The sequence below is a fragment of the Bacillus proteolyticus genome (assembly GCF_001884065.1).
GTDB classification, from domain to species: Bacteria; Bacillota; Bacilli; order Bacillales; family Bacillaceae_G; genus Bacillus_A; species Bacillus_A proteolyticus.
This window is the reverse complement of the sequence record NZ_MACH01000048.1, coordinates 76,757-91,295: the sequence shown is the minus strand read 5'-3', so window position 1 is coordinate 91,295 and position 14,539 is coordinate 76,757. Positions and strand designations below refer to the sequence as shown.

Here is a 14,539-nt window from a genome sequence, read left to right as displayed (position 1 = left end):
GAAAGTTTATTACACAATTATAAAATTTCTTTCACGAAATGATACACAAGGTGAAATATCTCTTTATTTCTATATTAATTATATCAAAAAGATACATAACTAAACAGACTTGTAATAAAAACCCATAAAAATTAATATATGGTTATACAGTGTTTTTACTGTATAACCATTTTAAGAGATTCCCCTTAAAATCTACTTACTCACATACCTGTATACAGCAATTGTTCCCCAATTTCTGTATATCAAAAAGACCTTTCATTCATTTGAAAGGTCTTTTTGAGCCTGCGCATATTCTTCTTTCGTATTCACATTTATAAACCATTCTGCATTTGCTTGTACATCTTCTCCGGCAACATATTTCACATTACATTGTGATAAAAGCTGCCCCATGCTTCTTTTCTCTTCCTGAAGTAAAGTGTAAATCTTCTCTTTCACACGGTTATGATACGCCGCAAGTAACGGTTGTTTTCTTCCATTAATAATAGGCACAACCGCATCATACTCATCACTCGTTTGCTCTAGTAAAATGGTAAACCATTCAAGCGAAACATTTGGTGCATCGCAAGGCATAATAGCGTACCAATCTGCTTCTATATATTCCATTCCTGATACAATGCCAGCAAGTGGGCCATTTCCTTTATAATGCGGAATATCTTCTATAACAGGAACTTGTACGAATTTCTCTACTCGCTCTTTTATATCGGAGTTACTAATGACTACAACTTCTTGTATCGCAGTTGTCATCACTTTCAAAATATGCTCAACAAAAGTACTCCCACCCCAGCTCGCTAACGCTTTCGGTTCACCGAATCTACTCGACATACCACCCGCTAATACAATTCCAGCCCACTTACTCATTGGCGATGCAGCTCAAATGTAATATGACCTAATTCCGGTAAAATTAATTTATTCATCGCAAGGCGAACTGCGCCGCTAGACCCTGGCATCGAGAAGACTACTTTGCGCCCAATTGTACCACCAATTGCTCTACTTAACATTGCGCTGCTTCCGATATCTTCTAAATAACTAATCATGCGGAACAACTCACCAAATCCAACAATTTCTTTATCTAATAGCGCTGATACTGCTTCAATTGTCACATCACGTTTCGTAATACCAGTACCGCCATTTGTTAATACAACATCTACGTCTTCCTTATGATAACCAGCTAACACCGCTTGCTGAATACTTTCTTTATCATCTTTTACAATTTCATAAGAAGTTACTGTATGTCCTGCTTCTTTTAACAATTCATGTAGTAGTTGTCCGCTCTTATCTGTCTCTTCCGTACGTGTATCGGAAATTGTTACGATCTTGCAACGCACTTCTTTTGGCGCTTGTTTTTTATGTTCAGTTACGCTCATTTTTTCATCTTTCCTTTCATTTAATCTTATAAAATTATGTATAAATTAAATAATCCAATATGATACAATAAAAGTATATTTATCCATATAAAGGAGCTTTACATGATTCAAAATATAAAACGATACGTACCCATTATACCATTCCTAGTTATATTATCTCTTTTTCAATGCATCGCTTACGGATTCGATATTAACTTTCTAAAATTTTATGTACTTATGCCTGATGGTGGTATCCGTTACTATTTAACTAGCACAGCCATTCCACTTGCCCTTACCTACCTTATAAATTTTGTATGGAAGCAAAAACTTAATTAAAGGAGGTAACATGAAAAATAATACGATTTATATATTTTTCATTTCCTTATTAGGGCTATGTTTTTCTTCTGTCGTTCATGCTGAAGAGAGAAATACGAATGCAATACAAGTAAACATAACAAATTGGAATGAAGATAAAAATACGTCTGAACAAAAAGCAAATCTCCTACTAAAAAAGAATTCTGCTGGGATCCAGCTCCACCATAATAACGGTAATCCAATTAAAACAAACATCTTGGAATCTTCCCCAAAAACAAATTTATATTTATTTGCTGTCTCCGATTATTATATAAACAAAATCAGCTATAGAGACTATTACTTCTCAGAAGCGAAAACAGAAAATATAGAGACCATTCAAAAAGAATCCACACACTCTTTAGAAAAGATTTTACATTCAAATTCTTATACTTCTAAGTCCGTTACAGCAAAGAGAAATTATCATTACTCCTTTTATTCTGGGGCTGAATTAACAACAACTATTACATTTAGTCAGAACAGTTCTGTCGTAGATATTAACGAAAAAACAGGATCTGTGTGGGATATTACGGCATCTCATACTATGAAAAACACAGTTATAAACCCGCCTTTTATAAGCTGGCATACACAATTATCTGTACCCTATTCATCACAACTTTTAATAGATTTCGCCCCTGATTCCACTATGCTCCCAACAAGAATTTTTTCAAACTTAACTGATTTTAGCATAAACAGTAGCTCATCATTAAGTGACAAATATGGAAGCTGGACGCTGGAGAAAAATCTATTTAACTCTGTCCCCAAAACAGCTCAAATGAATACAAAAATTAGAACTTCAAATACTGCTGGAAATTTAGGTTTACAGTTAAGCCACACTTACGTACGCGCCGGTGGTATTACTCACTCTACAGGGATAGTTTCCACATATATACCAGATAGATGACACTATACATTTCTTGAAAAGGAGATTCATTATGGAACTTTATAAAAAATTAACAACAACATTTATCCTCTTATTCATCGCTTCAATCACTGTCGGCTTTTCCTTAAAAGGCGCAATTCCATATGCTACATTAATAAGCGTTATATTCGCAACACTCTTTTTACTATGCAGTGCATTTTGCGCAGGCAAAGCACGTCAGATAAAGGAATGATTGCATATGTTCCGTAAGAAACTGACAATTTGTAAATCATGTAAAAAGGAAATACAAACGTATGAAAAATCGTGGATTCATATGCCCTTTCCAGCAAGCGGAATGACAAATACGAAAAAATATATTGAGGTAGAAGGAGAAGTGTATTGTAATTCATGCATTCAAATAATAAGTAAAATAAAATAAAAAAAGCTTTGCGCTCACCGCGCAAAGCTTTTTTTCATATATTATAGACCAGCTTGCTCTTTTAAAGCTACAGCTTTGTCTGTACGTTCCCATGAAAGATCTACATCAGTACGTCCAAAGTGGCCGTAAGCTGCTGTTTGTTTGTAAATCGGGCGACGTAAGTCTAGCATTTTAATAATACCAGCTGGGCGAAGATCGAAGTTGTTACGAACTAGTTCTACTAGTACGTCTTCAGATACTTTACCAGTGCCAAATGTATCAACTGAAATTGATACTGGTTGCGCTACGCCAATTGCGTATGCAAGTTGTACTTCTGCTTTGTCAGCAAGACCAGCTGCTACGATGTTTTTCGCAACATAACGAGCTGCATATGCTGCAGAACGGTCAACTTTTGTTGCATCTTTACCAGAGAATGCACCGCCACCGTGGCGAGCGTATCCACCGTAAGTATCAACGATGATTTTACGTCCTGTTAAACCAGCATCACCTTGAGGTCCACCAATTACGAAGCGACCAGTTGGGTTAATGAAGAATTTCGTTTCTCCATCCATTAATTCAGCTGGAACTACAGCTTTAATTACATGCTCTTTTAAATCGCGATCGATTTCTTCCCATGTAACATCTGGATGATGTTGTGTAGAAATTACAATTGTATCCACACGTACAGGTTTACCATTTTCATCATACTCAACTGTAACTTGCGTTTTTCCATCCGGACGTAAGTATGATAATGTGTCATCTTTACGTACTTCAGTTAAACGGCGAGCTAATTTGTGAGCAAGCGAGATTGGAAGTGGCATTAATTCTTGTGTTTCATTACATGCGAAGCCAAACATTAAACCTTGGTCTCCCGCACCAATTGCCTCAATCTCAGCGTCAGTCATTAGACCTTCGCGTGCTTCTAGCGCTTGGTCAACACCCATAGCGATGTCAGCAGATTGCTCATCGATAGATGTTAAAACTGCACAAGTTTCTGCATCGAATCCATATTTTGCACGTGTGTAACCAATGCCTTGAATTGTTTCACGAACGATTTTCGGAATATCTACATAAGTAGAAGTCGTAATTTCCCCCGCTACCAATACTAAACCAGTTGTTACAGTTGTTTCACAAGCTACACGTGCATTTGCGTCCTTTGATAAGATCGCATCTAAAATTGAATCAGAAATTTGGTCACAAATTTTATCTGGATGTCCTTCAGTTACAGACTCAGATGTGAACAGATGACGTTTTTTTGTCATGTGGTAAACCTCCCTACAGTAATTGTATATATTGTACGGAACTCATCCTTAATTTGCCACAAACTGCGACATACATTTATTCTCCCACACAAGCATACAGAAAAACCTTTCCCACTTAACATAGAGGAAAGGTTTAATTTGCTACTTGCATACTGCTTTTTGCCCTTTGCTCTTATCGTTCGAGACCATTAGCCTCGCACAGGTTTTAGCACCTATTCACCTGTATTTACCACTACAAGTGAGGTTGCTGGGCTTCATCGGGCCTGTCCCTCCGCCAGCTCGGGATAAGAGAGTATCCGTCCCAACCTATACTAAAGAAATGATATTCATTTGTCAATTAATATTCACATTTTCCTGAAAGTTTTTCTCAATACGTATGGAATGAAATATAAATAAGGAAATAATACATTCACACAAACAAAAATAAATAAATAGTATACATTATTTATATAATTGTGTTATACTCTTGATGGGGATTACGAGAAATATTTCATTAAATGAAAAGGATGGTATATAAATATGAGTACTGTGAATGTCCAAATTGGTTTACATGAATTATTGAACGGAAGCAATGCACAGATTCAACTAAGTGTTCCGCAATTAGTGGAAAAAGTATTAATGCGAAATGAAGGGAAATTAACTTCTACTGGTGCCGTTTCTGCTTCAACAGGAAAATACACAGGACGTTCTCCTAAAGATAAATTTATTGTGAAGGAAGCATCGGTTGCTGACAAAATTGCTTGGGGAGCTGTGAACCAACCGATTTCTGAAGAACATTTTAATAAATTATATACGAAAGTTTTAGAATACTTAAAAGAAAAAGAAGAGTTATTCGTCTTCAAAGGATTTGCTGGCGCTGACCGCAACTATCGCCTACCAATTCAAGTTGTTAACGAATACGCATGGCATAATTTGTTCGTACATCAATTATTTATTCGTCCAACTGAAGAAGAATTAGCAACTCATGAATCAGAGTTCACAATTGTTTCTGCACCAAACTTTAAAGCAGATCCAGCAGTTGACGGTACAAATTCTGAAGCATTCATTATGGTTTCATTTGAACAACGTATCGTACTAATCGGTGGTACAGAATATGCTGGAGAAATGAAAAAATCAATCTTCTCTATTATGAACTTCTTACTACCTGAACAAGACATTCTTTCTATGCATTGCTCTGCAAACGTAGGTGAAGAAGGCGACGTAGCATTATTCTTCGGTTTATCTGGAACAGGTAAAACAACATTATCCGCTGATCCAAACCGTAAATTAATCGGTGATGATGAGCACGGTTGGTCTGATAACGGCGTATTCAATATTGAAGGCGGTTGCTACGCGAAATGTGTAAACCTTTCTCATGAGAAAGAACCACAAATCTTCGATGCGATCAAATTCGGTTCAGTTTTAGAAAACGTTGTCATTGATGGCCAAACACGCATCGCTGACTATAACGATACTACTTTAACAGAAAATACACGTGCTGCATACCCTATGCATGCGATTGACAATATCGTACTACCAAGTGTTGCAGGACATCCAAATACAATTATTTTCTTAACTGCTGATGCATCTGGCGTATTGCCTCCAATCAGTAAGTTATCAAAAGAGCAAGCTATGTACCATTTCTTAAGCGGTTACACTAGTAAACTAGCAGGAACAGAGCGCGGCGTTACATCTCCGCAAGCTACATTCTCAACTTGCTTCGGTTCACCGTTCTTACCACTTGATGCATCTCGCTATGCTGAAATGCTTGGTGAAAAAATCGAGAAACATGATGCGAAAGTATTCTTAGTAAACACTGGCTGGACTGGTGGCGAATACGGCGTTGGTAAACGTATGAACTTAGGTTACACTCGCGCAATGATTCAAGCAGCATTAAGTGGCGAACTTGCAAAAGCTGAAACTGCGAAACACGACATCTTCGGTCTTGAAGTTCCACTTCACGTACCAGGTGTACCTGACGAAGTATTAATGCCTGAACAAACTTGGGCTGATAAAGATGCTTACAAAGTGAAAGCAATTGAGCTTGCAAACGAATTCAAAGCAAACTTCAAAAAGTTTGATAGCGTTTCTGAAGATATTATTAACTTAGGCGGCCCAATCGCTTAAGTATAAACTTTCTGTTGGAATAACCCTTTACTCATATGAATAAGTGTCGTGTAACCGTAAAGTTTCGCGTACTCACCGACAAAACCCAATGCGGCTTAACGGTTACACACACTTACATAAAAAAGAAGCTTACGTTTTTTACGTAAGCTTCTTTCTATATCTTATATAAAGTGAAACATTAATCCCTTCATCTGTGACTTAGCTCGTAAAATTACAGAAAATTCACTTTATAAACATTCATTTTTTAGTTTTCATGGTAAAATTTACATATACAGGAAAGGAGCAGTCCTATGAAAAATTTTTCTCGTACAGGAAAAATTTTATTCAGTTATGGAGCGATTCAAATGTTTTGGGGACTTGTGATGCTTAACGTTAATTTATTTGAGCATACAAGTGAAATGATAAAATACATTATTCTAATTACTGGACTAGTTTGTTGTATTATATCCAATTTTTTTAAAGAACCTAAGAGTCATACTAATACGTGATTTCATATTAACTTATTGGAAGCAGAAACCTGTATTTTATGCAAAGTTTCGCTTCCTGTTGTACTACCCTTCGCTGAATCCTCTATTCCATCTAAAAAGAGGCTTTTTATCTTTTTATCTCTTTTAGCTCTTTGTTAATTCTTTCTCATCTTTCATACTATAGTATCCTAAATTAACAACAATTAAGAAATAACCGCCCATAATCCCTACTGCAAATGCCCACATAACCATATGGTGCTCAATCTCGTACATAATAATAGCACCTAAAATGGCAGCTGCAAAGCGATTAAACATACCAAGCGTCGGCGCCTTCGTCTTCTTTACGAGACTATCTCCAAGCTTTTCAATCCGTCTCCCTAAAAGCCAAACACAGTACATACTTACAATAAGTCCAATTCCAGCACCGAGAAAATGTGCTGAAAACGGTGTTAACATCCAGCCTAATAACAGAATACCTAGTAGATAATACGATTGAATTTTAAACGATCTTAATGACATACTAATCATGCTGTACTCCCCTTCAATGTTTTTTCTATTTATCCAACAAAAGCTGTATAACTCATTTCTTTCGAGTCCATACTACTTAAAATCCATTTCACTCAAATAAAACAACATAAACAGTATGTTTATGTTGTTAAAATGTTTTTAGAAAATAATATTATACAAGATTATTAATATAGAATCCCTCACAAATGTGACGTTTTTCAAAACATTTTCCGTCCAATTATGAAAAAAGTGATATCAATCTATGAACATACGGATATGATGTAATAAACACATAAATAAAGGGGGCGTCTAATGATTTATTTTTTAATGGCTCTCATTCACCTCATTGTCCCTGCACTTATTGGACTTTCCTTATATTGGTACACGAAAAAACATAGTATTTTCTATGCTGTCCTCGGTGTTCTTCTTCCAGGTATTATTCTTATTACACTCTTCCGTATTCCATTTTTAAACTTAATTCCACTTATTACTGCGATCTTATTTCTCATCTTCTTACCAAAAATAAAAAAATAGGAAAGCAGATCATAGGTGATCTGTTTTCCTATTTTGATATAAGTTTTTCTACAGTAGCATGCACCTTTACTTTCTCTGATTTCACAAACCATAGACCGAAGAAAATGATGATTCCACCGATTACTTGTTGTAATGAAACATATTCATTTGCCCATACAGCTGCAAATAAAACAGCTACAAGCGGTGTAATATACATATATACCATCGTATGTGATGCTCCAATTTTTTGGACACCAACATACCACATAACTAAGCCGAATACTGTTACAAAGAAAATAGAATATAGTAAGGCAAATAGTGTCATTCCGTGTGTAATACGAAATGGCATGGCAAATACATGTGGACCACTTAACAATAAAAGCGGGATTGCGCCAACTAATGCCGACCATGCCGTAACACGTAGTGCCGAGTACTTTTTAATTAACGGTCCTGCTAAAACAGGATAAAGCCCCCAGCATATCGATGTAATTAGTCCAATTCCATTTCCGTAAAAAGAACTAGCGAGTGAATGACCAGCTACTAAAACTAATGCAGCACCGGCAAAGGCAATCATAGAACCAATGAACTTTCGAGAAGAAAATTTTTCTTGTTTCAAGAAAATCGCAAATACAGTTGTAAAAATTGGTGAAATAGAAATGAGTAAGGAGGCATTTGTAGCGGATGTATATTTGACAGTTTCCATAAATAGCGTTTGATACAGTACAATACCTACCGTGCTAACGATGATTAATCTTGGTATATCTTTTCGCTCCATATAAAGCGATTTTTCAATAAAGAATGTAAGTAATAACAGTAGTGGTGCCGCAGCCATCATTCGAAGCGCGGTAAATTCAATTGCGGTAAATTCTAAAAATCCATATTTTGCAATCGTATAGTTAATACCCCAAATAATAACAACACTTAAAATTAATAATTCAATTCCCCATTTTCTCATGCGTATCCCCTCCGCAAAGAAAATTATACAGAAAATTCAATCATATGTACATTTCATTATGTGAAAAAATCTTTTTATTAAGCCTTCTTTTGGTAAATAAAATTATATCGGCGATTTTCTGAATATATCGACCGTAACTCAAAATATATCAGCGATTTTTCGAATATATCGACCGTAACTCAAAATATATCAGCGATTTTTCAAATATATCGACTTATCAACAAAAAACGACAATAATAGCACCTCATACAATAAAAAGGTGGTTCCAAAATACATTTTGGAACCACCTTCCTTTTACTACACTCGAACATGTAACTTCATAGTTGGATTATAAAATTGGCTTGGGCTCTTCAGCTGAAAAGTTCCTCCACCTTCATGCCAATCAACGGTTAACTTATCATCCATAAATACAAGCTTTGTGCGATCTGCAATAAAATTCATTGCGCTGGATTCGATATCCACATCGCGCTCATCTTTTTCCGCTACAGCTACTAAATCGATGATTCCGCTCATTACACAACCGCAACCTTCATTATCGTAAAATAACTTTATATATTTCGCTTCATTTGGAATCGTATCCATAATCTTTTTATATGCTGCTTCTGTTACAGTAACGTACATACGTTAATCTTCATCCTCTCTTCTCGTATCCTTCATATATTGTACCACCATTTTTCTCAAAAAATATATACAGAAAATTAAGACTAATGTACGCTATATGTAATAAAGGAGGTTGTATCACGTATGTTCAAATTACTGCGATACCCCATCTTCTTAGGTCTACTCGGTAGCTTTTTTATTTCTAGCGGAATGGTATTACAACATATACTTCCCTATTCTCCTTCTATCGGTTGGATTCTAGGTTTTTTGTGCTTCCTATCCGCTTCTTATTTTGCCATGAAAAACAAAAACAACTAACAGGGTAAGGATTATTTTAAGGAGGGTAACACAACATGCCAGCTTTAAAAGAAATAGAACAATCACTTAATCATTTATTCCAAATTGAAAAATACGGAAAAGACAGTTCCTTTAGTCGTTTCCTTCCAGCTACATATGATCAAATCCAGTTTCCATGGCAACAATTTTTCGAAGCAACTTTTGTTGAGCTATTTAACGGTCTTATGATAAGAGGCGCTGAAAATGTAAACACAATCTTTTTAGCTGTGTTCCCAACTGATGATGTTCTCGAAAAATTCATTTCACAATCCAGGCCAGGTGATTTACTCTTCATGCACCATCCAATTGTGATGGAGTGCGGTGATCCACTCGGAAAGTCAGGGCGAGGATTTACTCCAATTTCATCAAAATATTTGCAGGCAATTAAAGAAAAACAACTTTCTATATATACATGTCACGTTCCAATGGATTTTCATCAAACGCATGGAACTAGCATTTCAATCGCAAAAGCACTACAAGCCAATGTAATTGACGGGTTTGCTTACGGTGGTCCAGAAACAGAACCAGTCGGTCTCATTTGTGAAATAGATGAAACAACAACAGAAAAACTCCAAAAACATCTAAAAAAACTCTTTAACATTCCTTATACAGACTTCGAAGGTAAACAACATGATTTCATCAAGAAAATTGCAATTATCGCTGGCTGCGGCGATGTCGTATCTTTAATGAAAGAAGCAGAAGAAAAAGGTGCTGAAGCATATATTACAGGAGAAATCCATTGCCATATCGACAATGATTACGGCAGGCATAAATACTCGCTCATTATGGATTACGTAAAAGAAACAAATATGTCACTCATCGGTGTGTCACACTCTGCCTCTGAATATTTAGTGAAAGAGACATTGATGTATGATTGGTTTAAAGAGAATTTTGGTGCGAATGTTACTTTGCTTCCACAGGAAAAATGGTGGTTATAAGACCTCCCCTATTTTTGAAATCTATATACACAATACAATCGGCCACACAAAAATATAGAATCTATAATATATATATAGTGGTTCTACTTTTATAATAGATTTTCAAAAATATAGAAAGGAGAAAGTACATGTATCAACGCAATTGTTTTAGTTGTGACGGTAGACGTAACAGTGGTTCTATCGGAAGCACTGGACCTACTGGTTCTACTGGTTCTACTGGCGCCACTGGACCTACTGGACCTACTGGACCTACTGGTTCTGCTGGGCCTACCGGGGCTGGTTTACAAAGTACTACCGCTTTTAGTCTAGCAGCCGCTCCTAACTATAAAACAGGACAAGTTGTGACTTACACGAGTAGCGGCTATGTTGTAAAAAAAGATGCACCTCAAGGTTTTCCGAATGTATCTCCAGATTATATCGTATTGGTAGAAGGTGGTCCTACTGGAGCTACTGGACCTACCGGGAGCACCGGACCTACTGGAAACACTGGGACTACCGGGAGCACTGGATCCACTGGCATTACTGGACCTACCGGGAACACTGGACCTACTGGAAACACTGGACCTATCGGAATCACTGGGACTACCGGAGGCACTGGACCTACTGGCATCACTGGGACTACCGGGAGCACTGGAAACACCGGTAGCAGTTCAGCAAAAAGCATCCTTTTCCAAGGAACTAACACTGGGTTTCAACGTATAGCAGGTGCTCCAGCAGTTGATTCCAATATTATTCCTTATGTAGTTGCTGGATCTGGAAATATAGCTGGTTTTTCTGCATCTATAAATGTAAATAATTTGCCTATAGAAGTTTATACAATTCAAATCTGCACTAATGTCCCAACAAACCTTTCCGCCCCTACCTCTAATCACGTTATATCTACTATTACTTTTACCACTACGGCTAAAATCACTGGAACAATCACATTTGCTATTACTCCTTCAGACGTTGGATCACAGCTGGTTCAAGTGTATGATCCTACCCCTTTACCGGGACCTGCCACTGTTATTTGGACTAGTACAACAACTGGAAATCCAGTTTCCAGAGGAGATGCATTATGCCTTTATATTAGCCCTGGGATTACTGACAGTGCTATATACTCCATTTTTCTGATTACCTCTATTTAAACTGTACTCTATAGAAAAAACTTTAATCAGTAGGGGGATCCCTTCCCTACTGATTATTGGTTGAACCAATTGGATCTTAACGCAAGATAAATCAAAAAAACATCACTTTTGATTAAGTGATGTTTTCTATTTATCTCTTACACTATCATTAAATCGGCAACATAATCTCAACAGTCGTTCCAACTCCAACTTCACTTTCAAAGTTCAATTTACCGTGGTGATCTTTAATAATATTTTCCGTAACTACTAATCCTAAGCCTGTTCCAGTTTCTTTCGTTGTGTAAAAAGCTTCATTCAGCTTCGGAATTTTATCTTTTGGAATGCCGCATCCCTCATCTATAATTTGCACAATGATTACATCTTTCACTATAACTTTCACAGTAATAGTTCCACCAACTGACATTGCTTCAATCGCATTTTTTATTAAATTAAAAAATACTTGTTTCAATCGTTTTTCATCGCATGTAATTGAAGGGATATCTTTACTATAAATAGCATGCATCTTTATCCCTTGTTCTAAAGCTGGCTTTTCCATAACCCTGATAACATAAGAGATAATTTCTTTAATATTATGAGTTTCTGACTCTAGCGATTTAGGCTTCTCAAACCCACTGAGTTCTGTAGCTATTGTATGAATTCGCTCTATTTCCTGTCTCATAATTTCACTATAAATCTTATCTTCTGGATGTTTTTTTGCTTGCTTGTTCACAAGTTTTTTCAATTTTTCTAACGGTCTTCTAATCTTATCGCCAATTACAGCTGCCATTTGTCCAACCATCGCTAATTTTTCTACCTTTTGTATTTCTTTGTCCATCATTTCAAGTGTACGAACGTAAGATTGGAATCTTAAGAATATAATCCAACATATAATAACAAACGCGCTGTATAATGCCATTGGGATAAGAACGATAAAAGATTGTACAACGAATCCCATAAGTACATATTTTCCAACAATAGTTCCGGCAACTAACCAAAAGTACCTCTTATTCACAAATATCGGTGCAAATAAAATAAAGAATCCTTCTACTATATTCCCACCATCAAATTCCGCATCACTTCCGTAATAAATAATGAAGTTATTAATAAAATCCAATATGTTATAGCCAATTAAAATAATATACTTCACAATATACGGCTTTTCCCATTTTATTATATAAAATCCGACAAGGAATAATCCAATCATCAAACTATGTAGCCATAGACCTAATCCTTCTCCAAAAACATCTGCTAGTTTTTGATTTTCATCTGATAAAAGGACCATAGCCTTTTCAGCAAAATCATACGCAAAAAATATAAAGAAGAATAAGCTTGAAAATATTTTTAACGCCTTTATCTCTTCTTTTTCAAATATATTGCCTTTTTCCATATGATAACTCCTTTAACAACCCCTCTTAATCTTGTGTCACATTGCTCTTACGTTTTTTCGGAAGCAGTATTTCTACTCTCGTTCCCTTTTTTACTTCACTAGAAATATGTAATTCTCCAAGATGCTCTGTAATAATTCGCTCTGCTACCGTAAGACCTAATCCAATTCTATCTTGCTTTGTTGTATAAAAAGCATTCTTAACTCTTCCTAAATTATCCTTTTTTATCCCAAAGCCACTATCTACTATACTTACTATTACGTAATCTCTTTTTTTATTTTCAACTTGTATTTTTAATGTTCCACCATGTTCCATTGCCTCTAAAGCATTTTTAATAACATACAAAAATACTCCTTTTAATTTGCGTTTATCACATTCAATTTCACTTCTATTTTCCTCTTCATTAAAGGTGCAATTTATATTTAACTCGTCCATTTTTCCGCGCATATTTTCTACTGCCTGTACTAAAACATCACTTACAATATGTTTTTCATAAACAGAAGGTTTACATGTAGCAATCTCCATTAATTCACTAATCATGTTATTCATATTTTCTATTTCAAGAATCATTTGTCCATATGTTGCATCTTTTTCGTGTTTCTCTTTTTGTAATTGCGTAAACCCTTTTAATGAAGCAAGTGGATTTTTAATTTCATGCCCAACTGTCGCTGCCATTTTTCCGATAACCGCCAATTTTTGTGACTGACTTGCTTCTGCAATACGTCCCTTTACTGCTGAAAGATATTGTAAAAATCGATTTAAAATAATAAATGACACGAAAAGCAACAACATATTGATAACAAGAGACATAAACAAGTTAAGTTCTCCAAATACAAATAGGTATATCATATATTTCCCTATGAGAAATGGCGCTAAGATAAATAAATATCTTTTACTCAAAAATATCGGTACGAAGAAAATGAAAATAAATTCAATTACATTCCCTTCATCAAATGCTATTGTATTATGAAAAACATACCATCCAATATTAAAAATCTCTGCGATCATGTATGCAAATAAATATGTATATTTAACTAAATACGCTTTTCCTCTCTCCAATAAGTAAACACTAATACCTAATATAACCATAATATATGCAAGCTTCCATATCACTTTATGCCAATTTCCTAAAGGCATTGTATCTTCTATCATAATCGTGTATGTAACCTCATATACAATTAAAATAATATGTATTACCCATAAGAAAATCTTAGCGTTTGTTTTTTCTTCTTTAGCTGATAGAAAACTCTCTTCCACTTCAACACCCCTTCAAAAGAATACCATTTATTATAATAAATGATTTTCATAGACAAACAAAGATAAATTGAACAAATGAGGAAAATCAATCCATAGATAATATACTTCTCCAGACCATATGTAAGCATAAAAA

At 35.5% G+C, this 14,539-nt stretch carries 16 protein-coding genes and 1 riboswitch; of the genes, 8 read left to right on the top strand and 8 right to left on the bottom strand.

Annotation, left to right across the window (positions count from 1 at the left end; translation table 11 throughout):
* Nucleotides 1-255: 255 nt before the first annotated feature.
* Both BAQ49_RS05085 and BAQ49_RS05080 read right to left on the bottom strand, forming a co-directional pair.
* A complete protein-coding gene (locus BAQ49_RS05085; protein WP_071744432.1) occupies nt 256-858 on the bottom strand; it encodes a molybdenum cofactor guanylyltransferase in 603 nt (200 codons plus the stop codon).
* Nucleotides 855-1,364 carry a MogA/MoaB family molybdenum cofactor biosynthesis protein gene (locus tag BAQ49_RS05080; protein ID WP_000117130.1) on the bottom strand — a complete coding sequence of 170 codons (510 nt, stop codon included), beginning with the start codon at nt 1,362-1,364 and terminating at the stop codon, nt 855-857. The genes BAQ49_RS05085 and BAQ49_RS05080 overlap by 4 nt, the downstream gene beginning before the upstream one ends.
* Nucleotides 1,365-1,689: 325 nt before the next feature.
* Here BAQ49_RS05080 and BAQ49_RS05070 point away from each other — a divergent pair, with 325 nt between their 5' ends.
* Genes BAQ49_RS05070 through BAQ49_RS05060 form a run of 3 tightly spaced genes read left to right on the top strand, consistent with a single transcriptional unit; the run spans nt 1,690 to nt 2,995 of the window.
* Complete coding sequence (locus BAQ49_RS05070) at nt 1,690-2,598, top strand: hypothetical protein (RefSeq protein ID WP_071744430.1); 909 nt, start codon at nt 1,690-1,692, stop codon at nt 2,596-2,598.
* Nucleotides 2,599-2,629: 31 nt separating this feature from the next.
* On the top strand, nt 2,630-2,809 hold the full coding sequence (locus BAQ49_RS05065) for a hypothetical protein (protein WP_071744429.1): 180 nt from the start codon (nt 2,630-2,632) through the stop codon (nt 2,807-2,809).
* A 6-nt stretch (nt 2,810-2,815) separates the two neighbouring features.
* The gene (locus BAQ49_RS05060; protein WP_071744428.1) at nt 2,816-2,995 is read left to right on the top strand and encodes a hypothetical protein; all 180 of its coding nucleotides are present in this window, start codon (nt 2,816-2,818) and stop codon (nt 2,993-2,995) included.
* Nucleotides 2,996-3,036: 41 nt separating this feature from the next.
* Here the strand turns inward: BAQ49_RS05060 and metK are convergent, their stop codons facing one another.
* The gene (metK, locus tag BAQ49_RS05055) at nt 3,037-4,236 is read right to left on the bottom strand and encodes a methionine adenosyltransferase (RefSeq protein WP_000163112.1); all 1,200 of its coding nucleotides are present in this window, start codon (nt 4,234-4,236) and stop codon (nt 3,037-3,039) included.
* 169 nt (nt 4,237-4,405) lie between these two features.
* Nucleotides 4,406-4,527, bottom strand: a riboswitch (SAM riboswitch).
* A gap of 228 nt (nt 4,528-4,755) precedes the next feature.
* Between metK and pckA the strand changes: the two genes are divergently transcribed.
* A complete protein-coding gene (pckA, locus tag BAQ49_RS05050) occupies nt 4,756-6,342 on the top strand; it encodes a phosphoenolpyruvate carboxykinase (ATP) (protein ID WP_071744427.1) in 1,587 nt (528 codons plus the stop codon).
* 290 nt (nt 6,343-6,632) lie between these two features.
* Nucleotides 6,633-6,830 carry a hypothetical protein gene (locus BAQ49_RS05045; protein WP_071744426.1) on the top strand — a complete coding sequence of 66 codons (198 nt, stop codon included), beginning with the start codon at nt 6,633-6,635 and terminating at the stop codon, nt 6,828-6,830.
* Between the two features lie 123 nt (nt 6,831-6,953).
* Here the strand turns inward: BAQ49_RS05045 and BAQ49_RS05040 are convergent, their stop codons facing one another.
* The gene (locus BAQ49_RS05040) at nt 6,954-7,337 is read right to left on the bottom strand and encodes an ATP synthase subunit I (protein WP_000624940.1); all 384 of its coding nucleotides are present in this window, start codon (nt 7,335-7,337) and stop codon (nt 6,954-6,956) included.
* Between the two features lie 291 nt (nt 7,338-7,628).
* On the opposite strand from BAQ49_RS05040, the gene BAQ49_RS05035 reads away from it, so the two are divergent.
* Nucleotides 7,629-7,850, top strand: a complete 222-nt coding sequence (locus BAQ49_RS05035) for a hypothetical protein (protein ID WP_002123250.1) — start codon at nt 7,629-7,631, stop codon at nt 7,848-7,850.
* Nucleotides 7,851-7,878: 28 nt separating this feature from the next.
* Here BAQ49_RS05035 and BAQ49_RS05030 read toward each other — a convergent pair whose 3' ends face one another.
* Together BAQ49_RS05030 and BAQ49_RS05025 are read right to left on the bottom strand one after the other, a co-directional pair.
* Nucleotides 7,879-8,784, bottom strand: a complete 906-nt coding sequence (locus BAQ49_RS05030; RefSeq protein WP_071744425.1) for a DMT family transporter — start codon at nt 8,782-8,784, stop codon at nt 7,879-7,881.
* A 297-nt stretch (nt 8,785-9,081) separates the two neighbouring features.
* Entirely contained in the window at nt 9,082-9,405 is a 324-nt protein-coding gene (locus tag BAQ49_RS05025) for an iron-sulfur cluster biosynthesis family protein (protein WP_071744424.1), read from the bottom strand.
* Nucleotides 9,406-9,737: 332 nt separating this feature from the next.
* Here BAQ49_RS05025 and BAQ49_RS05020 point away from each other — a divergent pair, with 332 nt between their 5' ends.
* Both BAQ49_RS05020 and BAQ49_RS05015 read left to right on the top strand, forming a co-directional pair.
* Nucleotides 9,738-10,658, top strand: coding sequence for a Nif3-like dinuclear metal center hexameric protein (locus tag BAQ49_RS05020; protein WP_071744423.1), 921 nt, complete (start codon nt 9,738-9,740; stop codon nt 10,656-10,658).
* Nucleotides 10,659-10,786: 128 nt separating this feature from the next.
* A complete protein-coding gene (locus BAQ49_RS05015; RefSeq protein WP_071744422.1) occupies nt 10,787-11,785 on the top strand; it encodes a hypothetical protein in 999 nt (332 codons plus the stop codon).
* Between the two features lie 148 nt (nt 11,786-11,933).
* Here BAQ49_RS05015 and BAQ49_RS05010 read toward each other — a convergent pair whose 3' ends face one another.
* The gene (locus BAQ49_RS05010; RefSeq protein ID WP_071744421.1) at nt 11,934-13,151 is read right to left on the bottom strand and encodes an ATP-binding protein; all 1,218 of its coding nucleotides are present in this window, start codon (nt 13,149-13,151) and stop codon (nt 11,934-11,936) included.
* Nucleotides 13,152-13,176: 25 nt separating this feature from the next.
* Nucleotides 13,177-14,406 (bottom strand): ATP-binding protein, encoded by a 1,230-nt coding sequence (locus BAQ49_RS05005; protein ID WP_071744420.1) that lies wholly within the window; start codon nt 14,404-14,406, stop codon nt 13,177-13,179.
* Nucleotides 14,407-14,539: the final 133 nt, after the last annotated feature.

Bases quoted from the DNA above. Each gene is read 5' to 3' on its own strand.
- BAQ49_RS05025 (WP_071744424.1), bottom strand. From the start codon at position 9,405: ATGTACGTTACTGTAACAGAAGCAGCATATAAAAAGATTATGGATACG.
- BAQ49_RS05060 (WP_071744428.1), top strand. From the start codon at position 2,816: ATGTTCCGTAAGAAACTGACAATTTGTAAATCATGTAAAAAGGAAATA.
- BAQ49_RS05010 (WP_071744421.1), bottom strand. From the start codon at position 13,151: ATGGAAAAAGGCAATATATTTGAAAAAGAAGAGATAAAGGCGTTAAAA.
- pckA (WP_071744427.1), top strand. From the start codon at position 4,756: ATGAGTACTGTGAATGTCCAAATTGGTTTACATGAATTATTGAACGGA.
- BAQ49_RS05070 (WP_071744430.1), top strand. From the start codon at position 1,690: ATGAAAAATAATACGATTTATATATTTTTCATTTCCTTATTAGGGCTA.
- BAQ49_RS05085 (WP_071744432.1), bottom strand. From the start codon at position 858: ATGAGTAAGTGGGCTGGAATTGTATTAGCGGGTGGTATGTCGAGTAGA.
- BAQ49_RS05080 (WP_000117130.1), bottom strand. From the start codon at position 1,364: ATGAGCGTAACTGAACATAAAAAACAAGCGCCAAAAGAAGTGCGTTGC.
- BAQ49_RS05015 (WP_071744422.1), top strand. From the start codon at position 10,787: ATGTATCAACGCAATTGTTTTAGTTGTGACGGTAGACGTAACAGTGGT.
- BAQ49_RS05065 (WP_071744429.1), top strand. From the start codon at position 2,630: ATGGAACTTTATAAAAAATTAACAACAACATTTATCCTCTTATTCATC.
- metK (WP_000163112.1), bottom strand. From the start codon at position 4,236: ATGACAAAAAAACGTCATCTGTTCACATCTGAGTCTGTAACTGAAGGA.
- BAQ49_RS05020 (WP_071744423.1), top strand. From the start codon at position 9,738: ATGCCAGCTTTAAAAGAAATAGAACAATCACTTAATCATTTATTCCAA.
- BAQ49_RS05035 (WP_002123250.1), top strand. From the start codon at position 7,629: ATGATTTATTTTTTAATGGCTCTCATTCACCTCATTGTCCCTGCACTT.
- BAQ49_RS05045 (WP_071744426.1), top strand. From the start codon at position 6,633: ATGAAAAATTTTTCTCGTACAGGAAAAATTTTATTCAGTTATGGAGCG.
- BAQ49_RS05040 (WP_000624940.1), bottom strand. From the start codon at position 7,337: ATGATTAGTATGTCATTAAGATCGTTTAAAATTCAATCGTATTATCTA.
- BAQ49_RS05030 (WP_071744425.1), bottom strand. From the start codon at position 8,784: ATGAGAAAATGGGGAATTGAATTATTAATTTTAAGTGTTGTTATTATT.